Below are 23,435 nucleotides of genomic sequence, written 5' to 3'. Positions count from 1 at the left end.
CCTTCTAATCGTGATTAATGTTTTAACGTATCCATTTCATCGATATGAACTGTACGGCGATTCCGGTAAAGGGAAAGCAGAATGGCAATCCCAACAGCTGCCTCAGCCGCAGCAATCGTGATGGAAAACAGTGAAAATACCTGACCGGTCATGTTCGGATTGATTCCGTATTTGCTAAATGCCACCAGATTCAGGTTTACGGCATTTAACATCAATTCTATCGATATGAGTACAATTATTGTATTTCGTTTGGTCAGAGCTCCAAACAGACCGATGCAAAACAGGATTAAAGCAAGAATTAAGTACCCCTGTGCAGGAACGGAACTCATGACTGATCATCTCCTTCCTTTCTGGCGAGCAGAATGGCTCCCACCAGTGCTGCAAGTAATACGACAGAAACCACCTCAAACGGTATGACATAATAGGAAAAGATTTTAATCCCAATCTGTTCAGTGTTTGCCTCATGCAGGTTCGGAGTCTGTTCACCAAAGGGAACTTTTCGAATGGCACCATATACAGCTGCAAAAAAAACAATGATTCCGGCTCCAGTGATCAGCGAACGCTTTATATTTGGAGGTCTGTTCTCTTGATCCTTGTGCTTTGTCAACATAATGCCAAAAATCATCATGATAGACACAGCTCCGGAATAAATCAGCACCTGCACAACCGCTACAAATTCAGCGGATAACAGCACATAAATTCCGGCCAGACTGAAAAAGGTCAGCACAAGGGACAACAGCATATGAACCACTTTCGATACATACAGCATCGCCAGTGCACCCAGGACACTGGCAGCAGAAAGGAGCGCAAATGCGATGATTTCTCCGTTCATGGTCAGTTCTCCTTTCGAATATTCGTGTCGTTTTCATCCAGCCATTGCAAATCTTTAAAAAATTCATCCCTTGAATACTCGGCGAGCTCAAAATTATTGGTCATTACTATGGCCTCGGTCGGACATACTTCTGTGCACAAATCACATAGGATGCAGATCTCAAAATTAATGTTATAGGTTTCTATAATTCTCCCTTTCCTTTCCGGATCCGGGTGTTTCTTACCGGTCAGCGTAATGCAATCAGTGGGACAAATATTCACACACTGGTTGCACACAATGCATTTTTCCGGGTAAAATTTTTGGATTCCCCGAAACCGGTCTGGCAGAGGAAGCGGTTCTTCCGGATAATGATAGGTTGCTTTTTCTCGGGTCATATTTTTCAGGGTATATGTTAACCCCTTTGCTAATCCTTTCACGGCTTACACCCCTTTTGTGATATCATTCAAAATCCCGACTGATCATACGGTCTAGAAAAACAGCTCTTTCATAATGGCTGACAAAAATATATTGAAAAGGGCTACTGGAAGAAGAACTTTCCATCCAAACTCCATGAGCTGATCCGCTCTAAGCCTGGGAAAAGTAGCCCGGAGCCACATGAAGAAAAAGACAACGAGACTGAATTTCAAGACGAACCAGATCACCCCCGGAATGAAATTCAAGCCGATAATCGGGTTCCATCCACCCAGAAACAAAACGGTGATTAAAGCAGACATGGCAAAAAGATAAACATATTCTGCCAGCATAAAAAACGCAAAACGGAATCCTGAATATTCAACATGATATCCGGCAATGAGTTCAGATTCTGCTTCAGGAAGGTCAAATGGTGTCCGGTTTAATTCAGCGGTAGCCGCAATGACAAATACGAGAAAACCAATCGGCTGTAATAAGATATACGGCACATATCGCTGACTTTCCACAATCTCTGATAGATTAAGACTTCCTGAAAAAAGGATCACCCCGATGACAGACATGACGAGGGGAATTTCATAGGATATCATCTGTGCAACGGAACGCATGCTTCCCATCAGGGCATATTTATTGTTGGATGCCCATCCCGCTGTCATAATACCGATGGTGGTCATTCCGGAAATCGCAATGATATATAAAAGTCCTACCCCCATATCCGTGAATATCAGCTGCTCCGAAAAAGGAATGGCAGCTAGAACCATGAAGGATGGCGCAAAAGCAATAATAGGAGCTATAATAAAGAGCGGCCGATCTCTGAGCGCCGGCTTGATATCTTCCTTTAAGAGCAGCTTGAGAACATCAGCCACCGTCTGCAGAAGCCCAAACTTCCCGCCGACTTTTGCCGGTCCATATCTGAGTTGCATAAATCCCATGACTTTTCGCTCAGCAAGAATGGCATAGGTGACAAATCCTAAAACGACAAAAAGCAATGCCAGAACTGCTGCAAAAAAGATCAGCGTCTGCATCAAATCCGGAGCACTTGAGAGCAGTTGTTCCATCCAGGTCATCAGCCATCCACCTCCCCGAGGACGATGTCAATCCCGCCAAGAATGACGACCAGGTTGGCCATGTTTTCACCTTTTAATAATTTCGGCAGGATTTGCAGGTTGTAAAAAGAAGGCCTGCGAAACTTTAGGCGATAGGGTTCTTTCTGTCCATCGCTGGCGATATAGCAGCCAATTTCTCCTCTGGGGGACTCGATTCTCACATATACTTCCCCTTCCGGCGGACGAATGACTCGGGGGACTTTTCCCAGGATGTTTCCTTCTTCCGGAAACTGTTCCACCGCCTGTTCCAGAATTTTTAACGATTCTTCCATTTCTGCCATCCGCACTTGATAGCGGGCAAAAGCATCGCCTGTCTCTTCAGTAGGAACATCAAAATCAAAGCGGTCATAGATGGAATAAGGTTCTTCTTTTCGGAGATCATAGTTAACCCCTGTACAGCGAAGGTTTGCCCCGCTCAGCGAATACTGAAGGGCATCTTCTTTCGTATAGGTGCCGACACCCTTTACCCGGTTTAAGAAAATTTCATTCCCTGTTACAAGGTCATGGTATCCTTCCAGCTCTTTCCGCATATAAGGAATAAACTCACGAACCTTATCTATCCATCCTTCAGGGGCATCCCATTTCACTCCACCAACCCGCATGTAATTAAAGGTCAGGCGGGCTCCTGATAACTCATTTAACAGATTAATAATGGCTTCCCGCTCCCGGAATGCAAAAAGAAAAGGACTTGTTGCACCGATGTCGAGCAGATAGGTTCCAAACCACACAAGATGACTGGCTATACGGCCAAGTTCCATGGCCATCACCCGAAGATACTCTGCTTTTTCCGGCACTTCAAGCCCCATTAACGTTTCTACCGCATGACAAATCACATAATTGTTCGTCATCGCAGACAAATAGTCCATGCGGTCGGTATAAGGAATAATTTGTGTGTACTGCAGATCTTCAGCTAATTTTTCCGTTCCGCGGTGCAAATATCCTATGACAGGTGTAGCTTCCTGAATAATTTCTCCGTCGATTTTGACTACCAGACGAAACACGCCATGGGTACTCGGGTGCTGGGGACCTACATTCAATAGCATTTCTTCTGTTCTGACCATTGGCTACACCTCCACATCATATGGTTCATAATCTTTTCTGAGCGGATATCCTTCCCAGTCTTCTCCCAGAAAAATTCGTTTGAGATCCGGATGGTTTTTAAATTCAATGCCCAGTAAGTCGTAAGCTTCACATTCTGGCCAATTTGCTCCTTCCCATAATGGGACAAGGGAGTGGATGATCGGCTTTTCTCGATCAAGTTTCACTTTTAATGCGATGTGTTCTTTCCGGGCAAAGGAGTAAAGATGAACATAGACTTCCATGTATTCTTTGAAATCCGTTCCATGGAGTTCAGATAAATAGTTAAACTGTAATTCTTGATGGGTTTTTAATAGTCTGGCAATGCTGAAATATGACTCCGGCTGTACAATCAGGGTTGGAAGTTCTTTTGAAGCCCGGTTAATGTAAGCGTCTTCCAGGCTGTTTTCTCCGAGGTGTTCATGAATCAGTGCAACATATTTTTTTAAGAGTGGTTCCTTTGGTGATGGGGACTCTTCTTCTTTGTGCTCCTCTACATCGGTTTTTTTACCCGGGCGTTTTTGTTTCATCGGGCCTTCTTTATCTTGCATGTTCGGGCGCTCTTTTTTTGATTTGGCCCGTTTGTCCGATTTTATGTCACCAGCTCCTTCTTTTTGTGCGCCGATTTCATTTTTTTCGGATTCATTTGATTTCCTTTTTTTCTGATCGACTGCGTCTTCCTCACGAGGTTTTTTGTTGTTCTCTTCAGTTGTCATTTAAAATCACCCGCTTCCCGGTTTTAGCTTCATAGCGAATTTTTTCCTGTAGTTTATGAATGCCATATATGAGTGCTGCAGGATTTGGCGGGCATCCTGGAATATAGACATCTACGGGAACAATCTGATCTACACCTTTGACGACTGCATATGACCGAACATAAGGGCCTCCTGCGGTAGCACAGGAACCCATGGCAATGACATATTTCGGTTCTGGCATCTGGTCATACAAACGGCGGAGAACTGGCGCCATTTTTTTCGTGACGGTCCCGGATACGATCATCACATCAGATTGCCGCGGCGATGGTCTGAAAAAGGAGCCAAAGCGGTCCAGATCATAGTGGGCACTTCCCGTCCCCATCATTTCAATGGCACAGCAAGCAAGACCAAATGTTAATGGCCATAGCGAATTGCTCCTCGCCCACGCTTTCAACCGCTCAAGGGTAATAAAAAACACGTTTTGTTCCAGCTCTTTTCGCTGTTCTGGCGTGATATCCTCTAAATTCATTGCCATTTTAACACCTTCTTTTTCCAGGCATATATTAATCCAATGATGAGCATGACCACGAAAATCAGCATTTCTATCAGTGCAAAAATCCCCAGTTTATCATAGGCTACAGCCCATGGATAAAGAAAAACAGTTTCCACATCGAAAATAACAAACAGCAAAGCAAACAGGTAATATCGCACAGTAAATTGGACTCTTGCATCCTGAAAGGGCTCAATTCCACTTTCATAGGTTGTATATTTTTCGTCAGACGGTCTGGATGGCCTGAGCAGCTTTCCCATACCCAGGGCTACGACAGGAAGCAGTATGCCGATCAATAGGAACAAGAAAACCATGATATAGCTATTTTGATAAATATATAATGAATCCATCTTCAGCCCCCTTAAATCGCTAAATTTTATGATATTTTTTAATTTTTTGGAATCGATTTCATTATATCAAATGGGTTTAGTTGTGTCGATACAGCAGGGTGTTCAGTCAAACATCTGTCAAACATTCATAAACATTCTTTGCCCTGATGGTTTTCAGATTCTACATGTTCTTATGAAATTCGTTTTGCTGCTGGCGGATGACGCTAATGAAGGTTTCATGATTTTTGTATTTGGTCACATGTCTATGTCAATGAACAAATCATTAGAAGTGGAATCTCTTTTGATTTTAGAGAAGGGGAAGTGGAGCGTTTGCAAGGGACTTTGCAGATGTATGCTTATAGGAGGAGAGCATTGACGTCTTCAAAAAAGACACAGAAGGTTAGACTTTACAGATGTATGCTTATAGGAGGAGACTTTCATCTCTAGCGTTATTCTGAAACGACAATGGGAGCTCATGAATGCCCCCTGACGTGATATTTTTTTGGAAATACGTTCTATGGTTTAGGAGATCGGTGCATATCTCTAGATACTATTTCCGTTGCTTGGGAGATCGTGTGTAACCTGGATGATTGCTCCCCCTGCCTGGGCGGTTTGGTGTCTTCCTTGGGTCATTGAACCTTCTCCCTGGACCGTTAGCTGTCTTGCTTGAGACATCACGGCACTCCTTTGGGCTGTCAGCTCCCCGGCTTGGGCCATCACGACACTCCTTTGGGCCGTTAGCTCCCCGGCTTGGGCCATCACGACACTCCTTTGGGCTGTCAGCTCCCCGGCTTGGGCCATTACCCACTCACTTTGGGCCGTTAGCTCCCCGGATTGGGCCATTACCCACTCACTTTGGGCTGCCAGCGCCCCGGCTTGGGCCATCACGGCACTCCTTTGGGCTGTCAGCTCCCCGGCTTGGGCCATCACGACACTCCTTTGGGCTGTCAGCTCCCCGGCTTGGGCCATTACGGCACTCCTTTGGGCCGTTAGCACCCCGGCTTGGGCCATTACGGCACTTCTTTGGGCTGTCAGCTCCCCGGTTTGGGCCATTACCCACTCACTTTGGGCCGTTAGCTCCCCGGCTTGGGCCATTACCCACTCACTTTGGGCCGTTAGCACCCCGGCTTGGGCCATTACGGCACTCCTTTGGGCCGTTAGCATCCCGGCTTGGGCCATTACGGCACTTCTTTGGGCTGTCAGCTCCCCGGCTTGGGCCATTACGGCACTCCTTTGGGCTGTCAGCTCCCCGGTTTGGGCCATCACGACACTCCTTTGGGCTGTCAGCTCCCCGGCTTGGGCCATTACCCACTCACTTTGGGCCGTTAGCACCCCGGCTTGGGCCATTACGGCACTCCTTTGGGCTGTCAGCTCCCCGGCTTGGGCCATTACGGCACTCCTTTGGGCTGTCAGCTCCCCGGTTTGGGCCATCACGACACTCCTTTGGGCCGTTAGCATCCCGGCTTGGGCCATTACGGCACTCCTTTGGGCTGTCAGCTCCCCGGTTTGGGCCATCACGACACTCCTTTGGGCCGTTAGCATCCCGGCTTGGGCCATTACGGCACTCCTTTGGGCCGTCAGCGAAAAATTATGGGCGGTTAACATGCTTCGTTGGGCCATTGAACCTCGCTCCTGGGTGGTAAGCATTCTCCCCTGGCCATTGAGCAATCTCCCTGGGCCATGATCTCTCCCGTCTGGGTAGTTCGCACATACCTTTGTGCGATCACCACTCTGCCCGGGCCGTTTTCACGCCTTTTCTATTTCATCTGTAAAAATGCAAAAAAACCCTTGCTGCAAATATATTGCACCAAGGGTTTACCTGGTTACTATTCGCTCTGAGCCACATCCAGTCGATTCAGTGCACGTTTTAGCGCTAATTCTGCACGTTTGAAGTCGATATCGTCCTGTTTAGCCTGCAGACGGCGTTCAGCACGTTCTTTTGCTTTTCGCGCGCGTTCTACATCGATGTCAGATGGTTTTTCCGCTGCCTGTGCCAGAACGGTTACCTTGTCAGGGCGCACTTCTAAAAATCCGCCGCTGACTGCGATTTTTTCTGTCTTATTATCTTTTTTTAAACGAACGGCGCTTATAGCCAGCGGTGCTACAAGCGGAATGTGGCCTGGTAATATCCCAAGCTCTCCGCTTTCCGCCTTGCAGCTAACCATTTCATATTGATCTTCTAAGACAGGGCCGTCAGGAGTGACAACACTCACAGTCAGTGTTTTCAAACTTACCCCTCCTTGGGCTTGGATTAAGCGGCTTGAACATGCAGCCGCTTAATTTCCCATTTATTGTTCCATCTGTTTCGCTTTTTCAACTACTTCTTCGATGCGTCCTACAAGACGGAATGCATCTTCAGGAAGATCATCATATTTTCCTTCAAGGATTTCTTTAAATCCTTTAACGGTTTCTTCAACCGGAACATAAGAACCAGGCTGACCGGTAAACTGCTCGGCAACGTGGAAATTCTGAGACAGGAAGAACTGAATGCGACGTGCACGAGCAACGATTAATTTATCTTCGTCAGACAGTTCGTCCATACCTAAGATGGCGATGATGTCCTGAAGTTCTTTGTAACGCTGCAGGGTTCTTTGTACTTCACGTGCCACATTGTAGTGCTCTTCTCCTACAATATTCGGGTCAAGGGCACGAGAAGTAGATGCCAGCGGGTCAACGGCCGGGTAAATCCCCTGCTCAGCCAGTTTACGCTCCAGGTTTGTCGTCGCATCTAAGTGTGCGAATGTAGTTGCTGGAGCCGGGTCAGTATAGTCGTCCGCTGGAACGTATACTGCCTGGATTGAGGTGATGGAACCTTTATCCGTAGAAGTAATACGCTCCTGCAGGTTACCCATTTCTGTAGCCAGGGTTGGCTGGTATCCAACGGCAGATGGCATGCGTCCAAGAAGTGCGGATACTTCTGAACCAGCCTGGGTAAAACGGAAAATGTTGTCGATAAAGAACAACACGTCCTGACCCTGTTCATCACGGAAGTATTCAGCCATTGTCAAACCAGTCAGGGCTACACGCATACGCGCTCCAGGCGGTTCGTTCATCTGACCGAATACCATCGCTGTTTTATCAATAACGCCGGAGTCTTTCATTTCAAAATAAAGGTCATTTCCTTCACGGGTACGTTCACCTACACCGGCGAATACAGAAATACCACCATGTTCCTGTGCAACGTTATTGATTAACTCCTGAATTAATACGGTTTTTCCTACACCGGCACCGCCGAACAGACCAATCTTACCACCCTTAATGTATGGCGCAAGCAGGTCAACGACTTTGATGCCTGTTTCTAAAATTTCTGTCTGGGTTGACAGGTTTTCAAATTTCGGTGCTTCACGGTGAATCGGGTCGCGGCGCACATCGTCACCCACTTCTTCACCGAAATCAATATGTTCACCTAATACGTTAAATACTCGACCAAGTGTTGGTTCACCGACAGGTACAGAAATCGGTGCGCCTGTATCTTCTACTTCCATCCCCCGAACGAGTCCGTCCGTGGAAGCCATCGCAATGGTACGAACAGTATCATCACCAAGGTGTAGAGCTACTTCCAGCGTCAGGTCAATGTTTACCTCGGAGTCGTCCTTAGCTTCATGACGAACTTTCAGGGCGTTGTAAATCTGAGGCAGGTGTCCGCTTTCAAACTGAACGTCAACAACCGGACCCATAACCTGCAAAATACGTCCTTTGCTCATCCTTTTCCCTCCTAACTTACTAGCTGATTCCTCTTAGGGCGTAACTTTATTCGAGAGCTGCCGCACCACTGACAATTTCGCTGATCTCCTGAGTGATTGAAGCCTGACGTGCACGGTTGTATGAAAGTGTCAGGGTATCAATCATTTCGCTTGCATTGTCGGTAGCATTTTTCATTGCTGTCATACGGGCAGCATGTTCACTTGCTTTACCGTCTAACAATGCACCGTAGATTAAACTTTCAGCGTATTGTGGCAAAAGCACTTTTAATATTGCTTCTTCATCTGGCTCATATTCATAAGATGTTTGTTTCTGACCTTCCGGGTTGATATCCGTCAAAGGCAGTAGCTTTTTCTCGGTAACGACCTGAGAGATGGCACTTACAAAATGATTATAGTAGAGATAAAGTTCGTCGATTTCTTCACTGGCATACATCTCAACGGTTTCACTTGCGATTGTCTGAATGTCAGCAAAATTCGGCTGATCTGCAAGCCCGATAATTTCTTTGGCCACTGGCATATTGCGTTTTTTGAAAAACTCTCGTCCGACTTTACCTATAGCAATCACTGTATATTCGTCAGTGGATTGATGGCGTTCCTGAATCGTCTGATAAACTTTGCGCAATACGTTACTGTTATAGGCACCGGCCAGGCCACGATCAGATGTAATGACAATATAGCCAGTCTTCTTTACCGGACGTGCCTTTAACATCGGATGTTCCACGCCAGTATTTCCGGATGCGATGCTGGCAACGACTTCCTGCATTTTTTCCATGTACGGAACAAAAGCTTTTGCGTTCTGCTCCGCACGGTTCAGCTTGGAAGCAGAGACCATTTCCATCGCTTTTGTAATTTGCATCGTCTTTTTTGTGGAATTAATCCGGCCTTTTATGTCACGAAGGGATGCCACGCCGTTTTCACCACCTTTTCTTATAAGAGACTTTCATCTCCACCGTTATTCTGAAACGGCAAACGTTTTCTTGAATTCCTTGATCTTTTCTTTCAACTGATCTTCATCCGGCAGATTTCCTGTTTCCCGAATGTGATCAAGCAATTCTTTTCCGTTTTTATCCATCCAGCTATGGAATTCAGCTTCAAAGCGCTGAACATCCTCAACCGGAATATCATCCAGGAACCCGTTAATCAGAGCGTAGATAATAGTTACCTGCTTTTCGACTGGAAGAGGCTGATGGAGACCCTGTTTCAGTACTTCTACTGTACGGGCACCACGATTCAATTTGGCCTGTGTTGCCTTATCCAGATCCGATCCGAACTGTGCAAATGCTTCCAATTCACGGTAAGCAGCCAGATCCAGACGAAGGGTACCGGATACTTTTTTCATTGCTTTAATCTGCGCTGCACCACCAACACGGGATACCGATAAACCTGCGTTAACCGCCGGGCGTACACCGGAGTGGAATAAGTCAGACTGCAAGAAGATCTGTCCATCTGTAATGGAAATCACGTTTGTCGGAATATAGGCAGAAATGTCGCCGGCCTGCGTTTCAACAAATGGAAGGGCCGTCAGTGATCCTCCTCCTTTTTCATCACTTAGCTTGGCTGCACGTTCCAGCAGGCGAGAGTGCAGGTAGAATACATCTCCCGGGAATGCTTCACGTCCTGGCGGGCGGCGAAGCAATAACGACAATTCACGATATGCTGCTGCCTGCTTGGAAAGATCATCGTATACTACAAGCACGTGCTTGCCGTTGTACATAAATTCTTCACCCATGGTTACACCGGCATATGGTGCCAGGTAAAGAAGAGGAGCTGGCTGTGATGCACTAGCCGTAACGACAATCGTATAGTCTAATGCTCCATGTTGACGCAATGTTTCAACCACACCGCGTACAGTGGATTCTTTTTGCCCGATGGCAACATAGATACAAATCATGTCCTGATCTTTTTGATTGATAATGGTATCAATGGCAATAGCCGTTTTACCGGTCTGACGGTCACCAATGATTAACTCACGCTGACCGCGGCCAATTGGAATCATCGAGTCAATAACTTTCAATCCTGTCTGCAGTGGTTCGTGTACGGATTTACGATCCATTACGCCAGGAGCTGGTGATTCAATTGGTCGGGTCTTATTCGTTTCAATTGGACCTTTGCCATCTACCGGCTGACCAAGGGGGTTCACCACACGGCCAAGAAGTTCTTCACCCACCGGCACCTGCATAATGCGTCCGGTACGGCGTACTTCATCGCCTTCTTTAATTTCGGTAAACGGTCCAAGAATAACGATACCGACATTATTTTCCTCAAGGTTCTGAGCCATACCCATTACCCCATTGGAAAATTCAACGAGCTCGCCGGACATCACATTGTCAAGGCCGTGCACGCGAGCGATACCGTCACCGACTTCAATGACTGTACCGACATCGCTTACTTCTATTTCTGATTCATAGTTTTCAATTTGCTGTTTAATAAGCGCACTGATTTCTTCAGCTTTGATGCTCATCCAATTTTCACCCCTATCATCATTTGTTTGCAGAAACGAGCTTTCTTTCGATTCGCTCTAATTTTCCGCTGACACTGCCATCGTAGATGCGATTGCCGATTTTCATCTTCAGTCCACCTAAGATGGACGGATCTACAATGTTATGAATGCGAAGGGTGTTCACGTCTAATTTTTTCGCAAATACATTTTGCAGTGTCTGTTTTTCATCTTCATTCAGTTCACGCACAGAGTAAACATCGGCTTCAGCGATTCCACGGGCTTCATTGTTCAGTTTGAAAAAATAGTCAATGATCGCAGGAATGGCCGCTTCACGCCGACGGTCAACCAGCAAAAATAACGTGTTCTTCACTTCTTTTGAAAAGTCTTGAAAGGCTTTCTCAAGAAGTTCCTTTTTCTTATCCGCATGGATCTGGGGATGGGTTAAAAAGGTGAAAATCTTTTCATCCTGGTTCAGAACCTCACGGACAACCTGCAATTCTTTTTCAAGCTCGTCTAGCATCGATTTTTCCTGTCCCAGTTGAAAGAGGGCAACGCCATAACGTTTCGCTACGATATCCAGGCTCATCGGTCTTCTCCTACCTCTTTAATATAGTCCTGAATAAGCTTTTCCTGGTCCTCTTCACGCAGTTCTTTTTCAATGACTTTGCTAGCAATCTTCACGGACAGGACAGATACCTGTTCGCGAACAGCCTGAATGGCGTTTTCTTTCTCCTGCTCAATTTCCTGACGAGCAGATTCTTTCAAGCGTTCGGCTTCTTCTCTTGCTCTGGTGATAATAGACTTTTCCTGCTCTTTGGCTACTTCTCTTGCATTTTCAATGATTTTCTGTGCTTCCTGACGTGTATTTCTCAACTCTTCCTGAGCCTCACGAGCCATGCGCTCAGCTTCTTGACGGTTCTTTTCTGCAGTATCTATTTCATTGGCGATATGATCTTCACGCTCTTTCATGACTTTCATCAATGGGCCCCAGGCATATTTTTTCAAAAGGGCCAGCAGGATGACGAAAATAACAAGCTGTGCGATCATGTCTAACACATTAAACCCGGCACCAGCGCCAAGTACGAGCATGCCTGTATCAAGCATTTACCTTTACACTCCTTTCGCCTGAGGTCAACAAAGGCTTTACATAAAGGAATGGCGAAGTATTGAGTCAGCAACTTCGCCATTATGTTAAATTGTTTTCGATATGTTACAAACTCATGAATGCGATAACTACAGCGATAATCGGAATCGCCTCAACCAATGCAACACCGATGAACATTGTAGTCTGAAGGGCACCGCGCAGTTCTGGCTGACGTGCAATCCCTTCTACTGTACGACTAACAATCAAACCGTTACCTACACCAGCACCTAATGCTGCTAAACCAACCGCAATTGCCGCTGCTAAAGCTCCCATTGTAAAAATTCCTCCTCTTAATATAGTCATTTTTCCTTAATTTTTTATAAAGATTAATGGTCATGACTCACTTTGTGTGCCATATAAACCATTGTTAACATCGTAAAGATAAAGGCCTGAATGGCTCCAACAAAAATACTGAAGCCCTGCCATGCGATCATCGGCAAGAAACCGCCAATCGCACCTAATACCCCGGATGATACCAGGGCTGCAAGCAATCCCAACAATACCTCTCCCGCAAAAATGTTTCCGTAAAGACGGAGACCGAGCGTTAATGTATTGGCAAATTCCTCGATAATTTTTAGCGGGAATAGAATGGGCAAAGGTTCAAAAAAGCCTTTTCCATATCCTTTTGGCCCTTTCAGTTTCACCCCGTAGTAATGGGTCAGCACAACCACCATGGTTGCCAGTGTCAGGGTGAGTGAAGGGTCAGAAGTCGGGGATTTCCACCAGAGATCGCCATTATAGGTTACCATGGTGATGACACCCAGCATGTTGGATACGAAAATATACATTAATAAGGTCAGACCTAATGGAAGAAACAGTTTTCCTGTTTTCCAGTCCATGGTATTGCCGATAATGCCTTTCACAAAGTCAATGATCCATTCCAGGAAGTTTTGCATCCCTGTCGGTTTGCGCTGAAGATGGCGACTTCCGGCTATGGCAATGATCAAAACAATCGTTGATGCAACAAGCATCATCAAAATGTTTGAGAGGTTTACATCCATCCAGGAAATCCCAAAAAGATCTTCAATCACTGGTGCACCGTGCTCCAACTTATTCACCTCACTTCCTAGATCCATGTTGGGTAAGATGTAATAGGTAACTAAAAACAATCACAACATAACTGGTTGTCAAACCAATAATGACAAATAAAAGATGAAAATATTGAGGAAAGCGAAGGGCAATCATCACTGCCAGTATTGCTGCTGCCATTCTTGAAAAGGTTCCCATTGCTCGAACAGTTTGCTGTTTTTCTGCTGCATATCCTATTAAATTGATTTTTCGCTGCAATAACCAGAGATTAAAAAAACTAAACGAGGAGCCTAAAATCAGGCCGGATAAGACTTGTCTGTAATCAGGAAATAGTGCCCAGCAAAAAAACATCACTGCCAGTAGATACAGCATATATTTTCTTTGCCAGTTCACCATCATTTGATACTGTTGCACCACTATGAATCTCCTGTGTATTTTTTGACCAATGATATTGTCCCATAAACCCCTGCTGCCAATCCAATAAAAAGCCCTATGATTAAAAAAATAGGGGCTGTTGAAAGACGTGCATCCAGCCATCTGCCCGCAAAAATGCCGACAATGGTGGAACCGGATAACTGGGCGACAATTCCACTGGTCAGAGCAATGGCCCGATAAGGGTTCTGGTTGTCACTCAATATAACCTCTCCTAAAAAAGTTTGTTGGGTATTGAGCAAAGTAAGTCGTTCGTGTTGAAAACCTTATCATTCCACACTAAGTTAGCATACAATAGGGGTGTTGGAATGTCAATGTCTTTTCTGTGAAAATTAAGAACCCCCATGATCAATATAAATTCTGGAAAAAACCGAGTCATATTCAGAGCCGGATAACACTCTGGCAAGCATGAGGTAATTTCCGCTCAAGCCTAAGGTGTTGCGTTTGAAAATCTGTGTATACATTCCCGACCTTACATCTTCTTCTTCGATTAATGTTTTCTGGTATTGTAGCGTATCAGGGTCATACAACTCTACAACCAACTGGTCCGCTCCTTCCGGCAAATAGATCTGGAAACGGTATTCGTCAGGCTTTAAGGGGAGAAATGAAAAATCAAGCCCTCCTGCTCTCGGATAGTCAGCGGTTTCATGAACAAAAATATACGGTAGCTGAATGGTCTGATCTTGACTGTTGATGCTGAGCCATCCCTGATGCAATCCCTTTTCCAGCCTGTCAGAGTCAGCCTTCAATTCAATTTCGATCTCCTCTGTCTCTCCCGGGGGGATATAAAGGGTGCCAGGCAACCTCCAGACCAATCCATTCTGCCGTTCCGGGTAATCAAAGGTAAACCTTCGGGTGATATGATCCCGGTTTTCAATGAACAGGGAAATTTTTTTTCTATTTTCCTTCTCGGTCAATTTCCCAAAGGTCAGACGGCTATTGTAAACTAAAAATGGAGGGTCAATTGCTTTTTCAGGCTGAATCCGTCCAACCCCTTGAACAATGGGATCATACAGACTGCCATCTTCCTTTTTCAGAGGAAGAGCTGTCGTGAGCAGGGCAGCCTTAATTTTTTCTGGTCCCCAGTCTGGATGGGCTTCTTTAATGAGGGCAGCCGTACCCGCTACATATGGAGCAGCCATGCTCGTCCCCTGGAGAGATTCATATTGTCCATCGGGAATCGTACTTGTGATATTAACTCCCGGTGCCACAAGGTCAGGTTTGATGTCCCAGTTGACCACCACTGGTCCTCTGGAACTGAAATCGGCGATATCATTGGAAATCTCCTCGTATGCTGGATAGACCCATTCGTTTTTTTCAATCACGTGTTCAATCAGCCATTCCCCGTCCTCTCTGGAAACCGACACCACAGGTATGGATACTTCAGTATCCAGTCCTCCTTGAAACGTTTCCTCATTATGATTATAGATGATAACCCCCCTGGCTCCTGCTTCTTCAGCATTTTTCGCTTTTTCTCCAAATGAGATTTCACCCCGCTTCATCAGCACAAGGGCCCCTTCCAGAGAAGAGAGCGGTTTTTTACCTAATCCACCATCCAACAGCTTATACGGTTTTTGGATATCCCAGGGCACAGATCCGGAAAGGGGAGACAATGAAATTCGTTTATCCATTAACGGGATTTCAAGAAACGGAATGATACCCTCATCAATGGATGCACCAACCGATATAGCGTTCACTGCTGTTGCCGGGGAAGAAACGGTCCATTTGCCTGGCCCGTCATTTCCATTTGCTATGACAACCGCAACCCCCATATCGATGGCTTTATTCACGGCTACACTTGTAGGCCAGTCCGGGCTGTTTACACTATTTCCAAGCGAGAGGTTGATAATATCCATCCCATCTTCCACGGCTTTTTCCAGCGCCGCAATGACCTGAACCGAAGTGCCAAAGCCGCCCGGACCAAGGGCACGGTATCCATAAATCTCAGCATCCGGTGCGACTCCAGTCCGCTTTCCCTTTGCGGCAATAATGCCGGAAACATGGGTTCCGTGAATAGTGGGCATCCCATCCTCGGGCATCGTCTCCATCGGATCTTCATCAAATTCTACTACATCATAGCCGCCCTTATAATTTTCTTTTAAATCAGGATGACGATAATCAATTCCCGTGTCAATCACTCCCACTTTCACTCCCTCTCCCGTATAAGGTATGTTTAATTCAGGGGAAGGGATTTCTTCAAAAGCTGTGGACCCTATTGGTTCCGGAACTCGATAAGTCTGCACATAATGCATGACCTTGATAAATGTTTGCTGACTGAGCTGGATTAAATCTTCGCGCTTCCCTTTTAGTGCCAGGGCATTGAGAAGCGTATCATATACGAACTCTACCTGAACAAAAGGATGATAAGTTTCAATGTATTCCTTTCGTTCATAAGGATCCCCCTCTATTTCCACGATGACTGTCATTTGATCCTTGCCTGTCTGAGCCTCAATCGGGGCCTGAAGACCAAAAAAAGTCCCGATCCAGATCAGAAGAATCATCCAATATCTTTTCAATTTCAATCCCATCCCATGTTTTTACTTTTAGTTTGAACGAGTTCAAACCAAAACATGTAAAAAATAAAGGGTTAATCCTACTAAATAAGCAGGAAGAGAGAATAGACGGTACGGAAAAGAGCACCCGATGGCCTAGAGCAATGACTTCTATTTTATACGGTAGGAGATGAATCGTCGCTGCCTTTCTCTGAACATAAATGGTAATTATGAAAGAAAAGCCATCCCCCCTTATGGATGAAAGGGGGATGGCTTTTCTTTGGTACGATGAAAATAGTATAGAATGGCATCTGCTATTCTACGGGATGCAAGGCCGTCTCCATACGGGTTGGAGGCTTTTGCCATTTTCCTGTATTCCTCTTCATGGATGAGCAATTCGTGGGCAAGTCTGAAGATCGTATCTTCATCTGTGCCTGCCAGTTTTAACGTTCCAGCTTCTATTCCTTCGGGTCGCTCAGTCGTATCCCTCAACACTAAAACGGGGACTCCAAGGGATGGAGCTTCTTCCTGAACCCCACCAGAGTCAGTCAAAATCAGATGAGCCCGGGAAGCAAAATTATGAAAATCAATGACCTCCAGAGGTTCGATCAGCTGAACCCGATGATGATTGCCCAGTATGGACCTGGCGGTTTCCTGAACGGCAGGGTTTAAATGTACCGGGTAAATGACTTCAATATGTTCATGTTCATCTGCCAGCCTCCTAATAGCGCGAAACATCTGCTCCATTTTTTGACCGAGATTTTCCCTGCGATGGGCTGTGACCAGGATAATCTTTCTGCCTTCTGCCTGCTCAAGCACAGGATGACTGTATTCCCTGGTAACCGTAGTTTTTAACGCATCAATGGCTGTATTTCCTGTGACAAAGATATGTTCTTCCGATTTATTTTCACTCAGCAGATTGAATTTTGCTTTTTCGGTCGGGGCAAAATGCAGGTCGGCCATAACGCCGGTTAGCTGGCGATTTATTTCTTCAGGAAATGGGGAAAATTTATTCCACGTACGAAGACCCGCTTCCACATGTCCTACCGGGATCTGATGATAGAAGGCAGCAAGACTCGCAGCAAAGGTAGTCGTTGTATCTCCGTGAACCAGAACCATATCCGGAACAGTTTCGTTCATAATCCGGTCCAGTCCTTCCAGCGCTCTGGTGGTGATTTCAGCAAGGGACTGTCTTTTTTTCATTATATTTAAATCATAATCCGGCTCAATTTCAAAAATTTGAAGAACCTGATCCAGCATTTCCCGATGCTGAGCCGTAACAGCAACAATGGGTTCAAACTCATCTGTCCGCTTTTTTAACTCTAAAACCAGGGGAGCCATTTTGACCGCTTCTGGTCTTGTCCCAAAAATCGTCATGATTTTAAGAGGCTTTGGCATGACTGTCACTCCCATTATTTCGTTCCAAACAGGCGATCACCTGCATCACCCAGACCTGGAACAATATACCCTTTCTCATTTAATTTCTCATCCATGGCAGCCAGATAAATATCCACATCTGGATGTTCTTTCTTGACCGCTTCTACTCCTTCAGGTGCAGCGATTAAACACATAAGTCGGATTTGCCTGGCACCACGTTTTTTTAATACGTGAATCGCTTCATTTGCTGAACCACCGGTTGCCAGCATTGGATCGATTACGATCAGCTCACGCTCTTCGATGTCTGAAGGCAATTTTACGTAATATTCTACTGGCTTTAATGTATCTGGATCACGATACAACCCGACATGACCCACTTTTGCCGCAGGAATTAAGTTTAAAATACCGTCAACCATTCCCAGTCCGGCGCGCAAAATGGGAATCAGACCGAGTTTTTTACCGGCCAGAACTTTTGATTTTGCTTCAGAAACAGGAGTTTCAATGGTAACTTCCTGCAAAGGAAGGTCTCTGGTAATCTCAAAGGCCATTAAGGTAGCAACCTCATCCACCAGTTCACGAAATTCCTTTGTTCCTGTTTTTTTATCCCGAATAAACGTTAACTTGTGCTGGATTAATGGATGATCAAAAACATAGACTTTTCCCATGAGCCGATCTCTCCTTTTCAAAAATTCACATCTTTAAAATTGTACTGAATAACGACAGGTCTTGCAAGGTGGGGACTGGGACTGTTCTGCAAATCATGGAAGAATTGAAACACAGGTGTACTGATCGCCAAGAGTAAAGCGCTGTAGCCCAAAATGGATTGCTATGCCCCAAAATGAAACTGGAACCGCCCAAAGATAGAATGCTATGGCCCAAAAATGGAGCCAGATTGCCCAAAGATACAGCGCTATAGCCCAGGGAGGGGCTGAAACCGCCCAAGGATAGAGCGCTATGGCCCAAAAATGGAGCCGTCGCCCAAAGATACAGCGCTATAGCCCAGGGAGGGGCTGAAACCGCCCAAAGATACAGCGCTAAGGCCCAAAAATGGAGCCGGATCGCCAATGATTCAGCGCTATAGCCCAAAATGGGGCTGGAATCGCCCAAGGTTAGAGCGCTATGGTCCACAATTGAAAGCGGATTACCCAGGAACGAAGCAGTATCGCTAGAGAGAAGAATGAGCGCTCAAAGATGCGCACAGATTACCCATAGGCGAGAACTGATTTCTCAAACAAACAACGATCTTGCTATAAATGAATGTAACTTTTCAGAAAGGAAATGGGTGATCAGTCATACAGTGCAGAATCAGGATGATAAGATCATAAAAGGACTGACCGATCCATCGTTCGGTCAGTCCTTTTATTTATTCATATAGCGGGAAACGTTTAGTCAGGTTGTAAACCCGTTCCTTTGCTTCTTTCAACTGATCTTCGTTTTCATGGTTTCTCAGAGTAAATGCAATGATGGACCCGATTTCATCCATCTCCTTCAGCCCGAAACCCCGAGTCGTAACAGCAGCTGTACCGATTCGGATACCACTTGTGACAAACGGGCTTTCCGGATCAAATGGAATGGTGTTTTTATTGACCGTAATGCCTACCTTATCCAGCGCTTCCTCCGCTGCTTTACCAGTCAGTCCGAGAGAACGGACGTCCAACAGCAATAAATGATTGTCAGTGCCACCCGAGACAATTCGAATTCCTTCCTTTTTCAAAGCTTCGCCAAGACGTTTTGCGTTGTCAATAATATTCTGGGCATATGTTTTAAAATCATCGGATAGCGCTTCTTTTAAGGCAACTGCTTTTGCGGCAATTATATGCATCAATGGACCGCCCTGCATGCCCGGGAAGACCGATTTGTCAATTTTCTTTGCAAATTCTTCTTTACATAAAATCATGCCGCCCCGGGGACCGCGTAAAGTTTTGTGGGTTGTTGTGGTGACAAAGTGCGCAAAGGGTACCGGATTTGGATGCAAACCGGTTGCGACAAGGCCGGCAATGTGAGCCATATCCACCATAAGGTATGCGCCTACTTCATCGGCAATTTCACGGAATTTCTTGAAGTCAATGGTGCGAGGGTAAGCACTGGCACCGGCCACAATTAACTTCGGTTTGACTTCTTTTGCCTTCTCGAGCACAGCATCATAATCGATTTGTTCGCTATCAGCATCTACACCGTATTCCTCAAAGTTGTAAAGAGTCCCGCTGAAATTCACCGGACTTCCATGAGTTAAGTGTCCTCCATGGCTTAAATTCATGCCTAAAACTGTATCTCCTGGCTCAAGTACCGCAAAGTATACCGCCATATTGGCCTGTGCACCAGAGTGAGGCTGGACATTGGCATGTTCGGCACCAAACAATTCCTTCGCACGCTCACGGGCGTAATTTTCTGCTTCATCAACAAACTCACATCCACCATAATAGCGGCGACCGGGATACCCTTCTGCATATTTGTTCGTCAGCACAGAACCGGCAGCTTCCAGAACAGCCTTTGACACAAAGTTTTCGGAAGCAATTAGTTCAATATTATTTTGCTGGCGCTTCTTTTCTTTTTCAATCGATTCAAAAACTTCTGGGTCAACTTTCTTTAGATGGTCCATCACAATTCCTCCCTTTATTTTGACACCTTAATCACAGGTTAAATCTTGATCCTTATCTTCGGAGTATACCGCACGTTCTCCCCCGATGAGCTTTGGTCGGGTGTAGGCAGCTGTCACATGGGCATGACCGATTCTCTTTTGCTTGAATCTAAGGGGGACGACAACCGGCTTCAGATGCATGCCGATCAATGTATCACCAATATCGATACCCGCTTCAGCCTGAATGGATTCCACTACCACAGGATCGCTCATCTGCCGGTATGCATAAGCAGCCATAGAGCCTCCTGCTTTTGGTACTGGAATAACCGAAACCTGCTCCAGATGTTTTTGTTCCATCGTTTCCCTTTCTACAACGAGTGCACGGTTAATATGTTCACAGCCTTGAAAAGCAAGGGATATACCTGTTCTTTCTTTTAACCCCTCGAGTTCAGAAAACAAAACGGCTGCAATTTCCATGCTTCCTGAGGTACCGATCCGCTTTCCTGCAATCTCACTGGTGGAGCAGCCCACCACAACCGTCATGCCTTGTTTCAACAGATCCAGAGACGTCCATTCTTTAATAATACCACGAATATGCTGCTGGATTTCCTGTAAATTCGCCGCTGTCAAAAATATACCCCCTTTAAGCGCACATCTGACTCCTGTTCAGGTTCGAACCAACATCAACCTAACGATCAGCAAACTGTCTGAATGCTCCTGAACGTATACAAAAAGGGGGAAAGATAAGAGAGCAATTCCCTTTCCCCTTCAATATATTTAACATTTTCTATAAGATTGATTTACCGATTTTCATATTCCGTTATCTTGCTGATTCTTCGTTCGTGACGCCCGCCTTCGTATTCTGCCTCCAGCCAGGTTTTGACAATTTCCCGGGCCAGGCCAGGACCAATAACTCGCCCGCCCATAGCAATCATATTCGAATTATTGTGTTCTCTGGTTGCTTTTGCACTGAACACATCATGCACCAGAGCACAGCGGATCCCTTTTACTTTATTGGCAGCAATGGACATACCAATACCCGTTCCGCAAATTAAAATACCTAAATCAAACTCTCCCTTTGCAACCCGTTCTGCAGCGGGGATGCCATAATCAGGATAATCGACGGAGTCTTCACATTCACACCCCATATCCTCGTAGTCCATATTCATTTCATTCAGCAAATTTGCAATTTCCTGACGCAGCTGGAAACCGCCATGATCCGATGCCAGTACGATTTTCATTGATGATCCACTCCTTCTGATGTTTACCTTTAAAATCCGTTTCTGACAATTTAAGTGATCTGTTATTTAAGGGTAAATTTATGGATTTGCTGTTTCAGCATTTTTGCCTGATTCTCCAGTTCATTCGCCATTGCATTAATATTCTCAATGAGAGAATTTTGTTCATGAATGGATGCGCTGACCTCCTGGGTCCCTGCTGTTGTCTCCTCGGCGATTGCCGAAACCTCCTGTGACTGTCGGGATGTCTCTTCCATTGCTCTTAATTGCTGATCCATGAGACCGGAAATATGGGAAACCATATCTGCAACCTCATTGACAGATACGGACATTTTTTCAATCGCTTCATTGGTTTCCTGTCCCTTCTTCGCCTCTTCCCGGGCGAATTCAACCTGGGATTGAATCCGATCAACAACCTGGTTAATGTCACTCTGGATATTATTGATGAGTTCAGCAATACCTTGAACAGCTGTAGCACTTTCATCCGCCAGTTTACGCACTTCATCGGCAACCACCGCAAACCCCTGACCGTGTTCCCCGGCTCTGGCAGCTTCAATGGATGCATTGAGGGCAAGGAGGTTCGTCTGTTCAGCAATATCTCCAACTAACGAAATAATTTTTTCAACTTCGATTGCATTCTCTTCTAGTCTCTCAACGGCTTCAAGGGAATATTCCTGTTCCTTCGCAATGTTTTGTACACTTTCAACCAGCTTTTGAATAACCACTTTCGACTGATTAAGTGTATTCAGCATTCCGCTGGACAGTTCCTGGGATTGTTTTGCTTTTTCCTGCACCTCACCGGCAAGGCGAGTTGATTCCTCGACGGATTCAGCTGTCTGCAAAATAGCCGATGTGGAATTTTCTGCTCCTCTGGCAATTTCGTTAATGGTCTGACCAATGGTATTCGCCTGGTCTGTAGCCTTAGCCGTTGCTTCTTTAATTTTTTGAACCGATTCATTGGTCTGATCAAAGTTTTGGTCGATGTTTTGAATGATGTCCCTTAAACTGGACAGCATGGTATTAAAAGCCAGTCCGAGGGAGCGGATTTCATCGTCAGATTTGGATATTACCACATCACTCTGAAGCTGTCCGGCTGCTGCCTCATTGGCCACCTCCTGCAGTTTCAGAAGTGGTTTTGTAATAAATCCAGCAGCAAAATAGGCCAGGATTCCGGACCAGATTATCCCTAAAAGCAGTATGATGATAGTATAAATTTCTTCAGATAATCCTAAAATCCCCTTAAATTGTTCATAAAGAACATAAATGAAAAAAGCACTCGTGGTGTATGTAATAAGAGCAAGTACTGTAGTGAAAACAACAAGTTTAATTCTAAGACTGAAGCGGTGTTTCTTTTCCATCTTATTCCCCCCTGATTTTTCCTACTTGTCTTTATTGTCCAATTTTTTGACAAGAAGTTCAATATTTTTTTCGATTTGTTGAAAGGTTTTCATATATACGTCAACATTCCCGCCGACCGGGTCTTCGATATCGAGGGTTCCCAGTTTTGCTTCTAAATGTCGGATGTTCTCGAGGTCTTTATGGATATGTTCATGCATTTTTTTTCGAAGTTCCTCTTCAGTCATACGATCTTTGTTTTTTGACAGATACTGCGATTTTTTTTCTTCGAGATCTGCGTAAGCTGTTTTTAGCCGCTCCCATATCTCTCTCTGTTGTTCATTTGTAAATTCCAGTAAGGTAAAGGTTTTCGTTGCCGCTTCTTCATACTGGGTGATTAACATCTGTTTGTGCTGGGATGTCATGGTTAAGATGTAGTCGGCCCATTCGACCAGCTCCGGAGTTACTGGCTGTGACTGGTGCTGAATCGGGATTCCTTTTTTCCTGAGAACGTTTTTTGTTCCTTCTGATGCGTCCGCCCCTTTTTGGGCAAATAGTCCGGCAGACTGGACTTCAAAATCATCTGATTGATGTTTAAGCACCGCTTCAGCCATCGGGCTCCTGCACGTATTACCTGTACAAACGAATAGAATCTTTTTCTTCATGGTC

At 45.4% G+C, this 23,435-nt stretch carries 27 protein-coding genes; 1 reads left to right on the top strand and 26 read right to left on the bottom strand.

What is annotated here, in order from left to right; genetic code table 11:
• Nucleotides 1-14: 14 nt before the first annotated feature.
• From nuoK to EDD68_RS03100, 8 genes are read right to left on the bottom strand one after another with little or no spacing between them, the layout of a single operon-like run.
• Nucleotides 15-329 carry an NADH-quinone oxidoreductase subunit NuoK gene (gene nuoK, locus EDD68_RS03135; RefSeq protein WP_132370777.1) on the bottom strand — a complete coding sequence of 105 codons (315 nt, stop codon included), beginning with the start codon at nt 327-329 and terminating at the stop codon, nt 15-17.
• Nucleotides 326-832, bottom strand: a complete 507-nt coding sequence (locus tag EDD68_RS03130; protein WP_132370776.1) for an NADH-quinone oxidoreductase subunit J — start codon at nt 830-832, stop codon at nt 326-328. The genes nuoK and EDD68_RS03130 overlap by 4 nt, the downstream gene beginning before the upstream one ends.
• Nucleotides 833-834: 2 nt before the next feature.
• Nucleotides 835-1,248: an NADH-quinone oxidoreductase subunit NuoI gene (gene nuoI / locus EDD68_RS03125; RefSeq protein ID WP_132370775.1), complete on the bottom strand. Its 414-nt coding sequence runs from the start codon at nt 1,246-1,248 to the stop codon at nt 835-837.
• A gap of 51 nt (nt 1,249-1,299) precedes the next feature.
• Nucleotides 1,300-2,298, bottom strand: coding sequence for an NADH-quinone oxidoreductase subunit NuoH (gene nuoH, locus EDD68_RS03120; RefSeq protein ID WP_132370882.1), 999 nt, complete (start codon nt 2,296-2,298; stop codon nt 1,300-1,302).
• Between the two features lie 8 nt (nt 2,299-2,306).
• On the bottom strand, nt 2,307-3,407 hold the full coding sequence (locus EDD68_RS03115; RefSeq protein WP_132370774.1) for an NADH-quinone oxidoreductase subunit D: 1,101 nt from the start codon (nt 3,405-3,407) through the stop codon (nt 2,307-2,309).
• A gap of 3 nt (nt 3,408-3,410) precedes the next feature.
• Nucleotides 3,411-4,139, bottom strand: coding sequence for an NADH-quinone oxidoreductase subunit C (locus EDD68_RS03110; RefSeq protein ID WP_132370773.1), 729 nt, complete (start codon nt 4,137-4,139; stop codon nt 3,411-3,413).
• Entirely contained in the window at nt 4,129-4,653 is a 525-nt protein-coding gene (locus EDD68_RS03105) for a NuoB/complex I 20 kDa subunit family protein (RefSeq protein ID WP_132370772.1), read from the bottom strand. Before EDD68_RS03105 ends, EDD68_RS03110 begins: the two co-directional genes overlap by 11 nt.
• Nucleotides 4,644-5,018 carry an NADH-quinone oxidoreductase subunit A gene (locus EDD68_RS03100; RefSeq protein ID WP_132370771.1) on the bottom strand — a complete coding sequence of 125 codons (375 nt, stop codon included), beginning with the start codon at nt 5,016-5,018 and terminating at the stop codon, nt 4,644-4,646. Before EDD68_RS03100 ends, EDD68_RS03105 begins: the two co-directional genes overlap by 10 nt.
• Before the next feature lie 641 nt (nt 5,019-5,659).
• Here EDD68_RS03100 and EDD68_RS03095 point away from each other — a divergent pair.
• The gene (locus EDD68_RS03095; protein WP_132370770.1) at nt 5,660-6,640 is read left to right on the top strand and encodes a hypothetical protein; all 981 of its coding nucleotides are present in this window, start codon (nt 5,660-5,662) and stop codon (nt 6,638-6,640) included.
• A gap of 183 nt (nt 6,641-6,823) precedes the next feature.
• Here EDD68_RS03095 and EDD68_RS03090 read toward each other — a convergent pair whose 3' ends face one another.
• The 18 genes from EDD68_RS03090 to EDD68_RS03005 all read right to left on the bottom strand — a co-directional run bounded on the left by EDD68_RS03090 (nt 6,824) and on the right by EDD68_RS03005 (nt 23,431).
• Nucleotides 6,824-7,225, bottom strand: coding sequence for a F0F1 ATP synthase subunit epsilon (locus tag EDD68_RS03090; RefSeq protein ID WP_132370769.1), 402 nt, complete (start codon nt 7,223-7,225; stop codon nt 6,824-6,826).
• Nucleotides 7,226-7,285: 60 nt separating this feature from the next.
• A complete protein-coding gene (atpD, locus tag EDD68_RS03085; protein WP_132370768.1) occupies nt 7,286-8,701 on the bottom strand; it encodes a F0F1 ATP synthase subunit beta in 1,416 nt (471 codons plus the stop codon).
• Nucleotides 8,702-8,747: 46 nt separating this feature from the next.
• Nucleotides 8,748-9,608, bottom strand: coding sequence for an ATP synthase F1 subunit gamma (gene atpG / locus EDD68_RS03080; RefSeq protein ID WP_132370767.1), 861 nt, complete (start codon nt 9,606-9,608; stop codon nt 8,748-8,750).
• Between the two features lie 45 nt (nt 9,609-9,653).
• Nucleotides 9,654-11,162: a F0F1 ATP synthase subunit alpha gene (gene atpA / locus EDD68_RS03075; protein ID WP_132370766.1), complete on the bottom strand. Its 1,509-nt coding sequence runs from the start codon at nt 11,160-11,162 to the stop codon at nt 9,654-9,656.
• A 19-nt stretch (nt 11,163-11,181) separates the two neighbouring features.
• Complete coding sequence (locus EDD68_RS03070; protein ID WP_132370765.1) at nt 11,182-11,727, bottom strand: F0F1 ATP synthase subunit delta; 546 nt, start codon at nt 11,725-11,727, stop codon at nt 11,182-11,184.
• Nucleotides 11,724-12,245 carry a F0F1 ATP synthase subunit B gene (atpF, locus tag EDD68_RS03065; protein ID WP_132370764.1) on the bottom strand — a complete coding sequence of 174 codons (522 nt, stop codon included), beginning with the start codon at nt 12,243-12,245 and terminating at the stop codon, nt 11,724-11,726. Before atpF ends, EDD68_RS03070 begins: the two co-directional genes overlap by 4 nt.
• Before the next feature lie 106 nt (nt 12,246-12,351).
• A complete protein-coding gene (gene atpE / locus EDD68_RS03060) occupies nt 12,352-12,558 on the bottom strand; it encodes a F0F1 ATP synthase subunit C (protein ID WP_132370763.1) in 207 nt (68 codons plus the stop codon).
• Between the two features lie 53 nt (nt 12,559-12,611).
• Entirely contained in the window at nt 12,612-13,334 is a 723-nt protein-coding gene (atpB, locus tag EDD68_RS03055) for a F0F1 ATP synthase subunit A (protein ID WP_132370762.1), read from the bottom strand.
• A 10-nt stretch (nt 13,335-13,344) separates the two neighbouring features.
• Nucleotides 13,345-13,728, bottom strand: a complete 384-nt coding sequence (locus EDD68_RS03050) for an ATP synthase subunit I (protein WP_243646737.1) — start codon at nt 13,726-13,728, stop codon at nt 13,345-13,347.
• Between the two features lie 2 nt (nt 13,729-13,730).
• A complete protein-coding gene (locus tag EDD68_RS03045; RefSeq protein WP_132370761.1) occupies nt 13,731-13,949 on the bottom strand; it encodes an AtpZ/AtpI family protein in 219 nt (72 codons plus the stop codon).
• 129 nt (nt 13,950-14,078) lie between these two features.
• Complete coding sequence (locus tag EDD68_RS03040) at nt 14,079-16,262, bottom strand: S8 family serine peptidase (protein ID WP_165902041.1); 2,184 nt, start codon at nt 16,260-16,262, stop codon at nt 14,079-14,081.
• Nucleotides 16,263-16,490: 228 nt separating this feature from the next.
• Nucleotides 16,491-17,636, bottom strand: coding sequence for a non-hydrolyzing UDP-N-acetylglucosamine 2-epimerase (wecB, locus tag EDD68_RS03035; RefSeq protein ID WP_132370759.1), 1,146 nt, complete (start codon nt 17,634-17,636; stop codon nt 16,491-16,493).
• A 14-nt stretch (nt 17,637-17,650) separates the two neighbouring features.
• The gene (gene upp / locus EDD68_RS03030) at nt 17,651-18,280 is read right to left on the bottom strand and encodes a uracil phosphoribosyltransferase (protein ID WP_132370758.1); all 630 of its coding nucleotides are present in this window, start codon (nt 18,278-18,280) and stop codon (nt 17,651-17,653) included.
• Between the two features lie 698 nt (nt 18,281-18,978).
• Nucleotides 18,979-20,214: a serine hydroxymethyltransferase gene (locus EDD68_RS03025; RefSeq protein ID WP_132370757.1), complete on the bottom strand. Its 1,236-nt coding sequence runs from the start codon at nt 20,212-20,214 to the stop codon at nt 18,979-18,981.
• A gap of 27 nt (nt 20,215-20,241) precedes the next feature.
• Nucleotides 20,242-20,823 carry a TIGR01440 family protein gene (locus tag EDD68_RS03020; RefSeq protein WP_132370756.1) on the bottom strand — a complete coding sequence of 194 codons (582 nt, stop codon included), beginning with the start codon at nt 20,821-20,823 and terminating at the stop codon, nt 20,242-20,244.
• A gap of 170 nt (nt 20,824-20,993) precedes the next feature.
• The gene (gene rpiB / locus EDD68_RS03015; RefSeq protein WP_132370755.1) at nt 20,994-21,434 is read right to left on the bottom strand and encodes a ribose 5-phosphate isomerase B; all 441 of its coding nucleotides are present in this window, start codon (nt 21,432-21,434) and stop codon (nt 20,994-20,996) included.
• 62 nt (nt 21,435-21,496) lie between these two features.
• Entirely contained in the window at nt 21,497-22,789 is a 1,293-nt protein-coding gene (locus tag EDD68_RS03010) for a methyl-accepting chemotaxis protein (protein ID WP_132370754.1), read from the bottom strand.
• Nucleotides 22,790-22,810: 21 nt separating this feature from the next.
• Nucleotides 22,811-23,431, bottom strand: a complete 621-nt coding sequence (locus EDD68_RS03005; protein WP_132370753.1) for a low molecular weight protein arginine phosphatase — start codon at nt 23,429-23,431, stop codon at nt 22,811-22,813.
• Between the last annotated feature and the right edge of the window lie 4 nt (nt 23,432-23,435).

Source organism: Melghiribacillus thermohalophilus (genome assembly GCF_004342905.1).
Taxonomy (GTDB): Bacteria; Bacillota; Bacilli; order Bacillales; family Alkalibacillaceae; genus Melghiribacillus; species Melghiribacillus thermohalophilus.
The sequence above is the reverse complement of the archived record's forward strand: the minus strand, read 5'-3'. Positions and strand labels throughout refer to the sequence as shown.

Bases quoted from the DNA above. Each gene is read 5' to 3' on its own strand.
- nuoK (WP_132370777.1), bottom strand. From the start codon at position 329: ATGAGTTCCGTTCCTGCACAGGGGTACTTAATTCTTGCTTTAATCCTG.
- EDD68_RS03130 (WP_132370776.1), bottom strand. From the start codon at position 832: ATGAACGGAGAAATCATCGCATTTGCGCTCCTTTCTGCTGCCAGTGTC.
- nuoH (WP_132370882.1), bottom strand. From the start codon at position 2,298: ATGGAACAACTGCTCTCAAGTGCTCCGGATTTGATGCAGACGCTGATC.
- EDD68_RS03115 (WP_132370774.1), bottom strand. From the start codon at position 3,407: ATGGTCAGAACAGAAGAAATGCTATTGAATGTAGGTCCCCAGCACCCG.
- EDD68_RS03110 (WP_132370773.1), bottom strand. From the start codon at position 4,139: ATGACAACTGAAGAGAACAACAAAAAACCTCGTGAGGAAGACGCAGTC.
- EDD68_RS03105 (WP_132370772.1), bottom strand. From the start codon at position 4,653: ATGGCAATGAATTTAGAGGATATCACGCCAGAACAGCGAAAAGAGCTG.
- EDD68_RS03100 (WP_132370771.1), bottom strand. From the start codon at position 5,018: ATGGATTCATTATATATTTATCAAAATAGCTATATCATGGTTTTCTTG.
- atpD (WP_132370768.1), bottom strand. From the start codon at position 8,701: ATGAGCAAAGGACGTATTTTGCAGGTTATGGGTCCGGTTGTTGACGTT.
- atpA (WP_132370766.1), bottom strand. From the start codon at position 11,162: ATGAGCATCAAAGCTGAAGAAATCAGTGCGCTTATTAAACAGCAAATT.
- EDD68_RS03070 (WP_132370765.1), bottom strand. From the start codon at position 11,727: ATGAGCCTGGATATCGTAGCGAAACGTTATGGCGTTGCCCTCTTTCAA.
- atpF (WP_132370764.1), bottom strand. From the start codon at position 12,245: ATGCTTGATACAGGCATGCTCGTACTTGGCGCTGGTGCCGGGTTTAAT.
- atpE (WP_132370763.1), bottom strand. From the start codon at position 12,558: ATGGGAGCTTTAGCAGCGGCAATTGCGGTTGGTTTAGCAGCATTAGGT.
- wecB (WP_132370759.1), bottom strand. From the start codon at position 17,636: ATGCCAAAGCCTCTTAAAATCATGACGATTTTTGGGACAAGACCAGAA.
- upp (WP_132370758.1), bottom strand. From the start codon at position 18,280: ATGGGAAAAGTCTATGTTTTTGATCATCCATTAATCCAGCACAAGTTA.
- EDD68_RS03025 (WP_132370757.1), bottom strand. From the start codon at position 20,214: ATGGACCATCTAAAGAAAGTTGACCCAGAAGTTTTTGAATCGATTGAA.
- rpiB (WP_132370755.1), bottom strand. From the start codon at position 21,434: ATGAAAATCGTACTGGCATCGGATCATGGCGGTTTCCAGCTGCGTCAG.
- EDD68_RS03010 (WP_132370754.1), bottom strand. From the start codon at position 22,789: ATGGAAAAGAAACACCGCTTCAGTCTTAGAATTAAACTTGTTGTTTTC.
- EDD68_RS03005 (WP_132370753.1), bottom strand. From the start codon at position 23,431: ATGAAGAAAAAGATTCTATTCGTTTGTACAGGTAATACGTGCAGGAGC.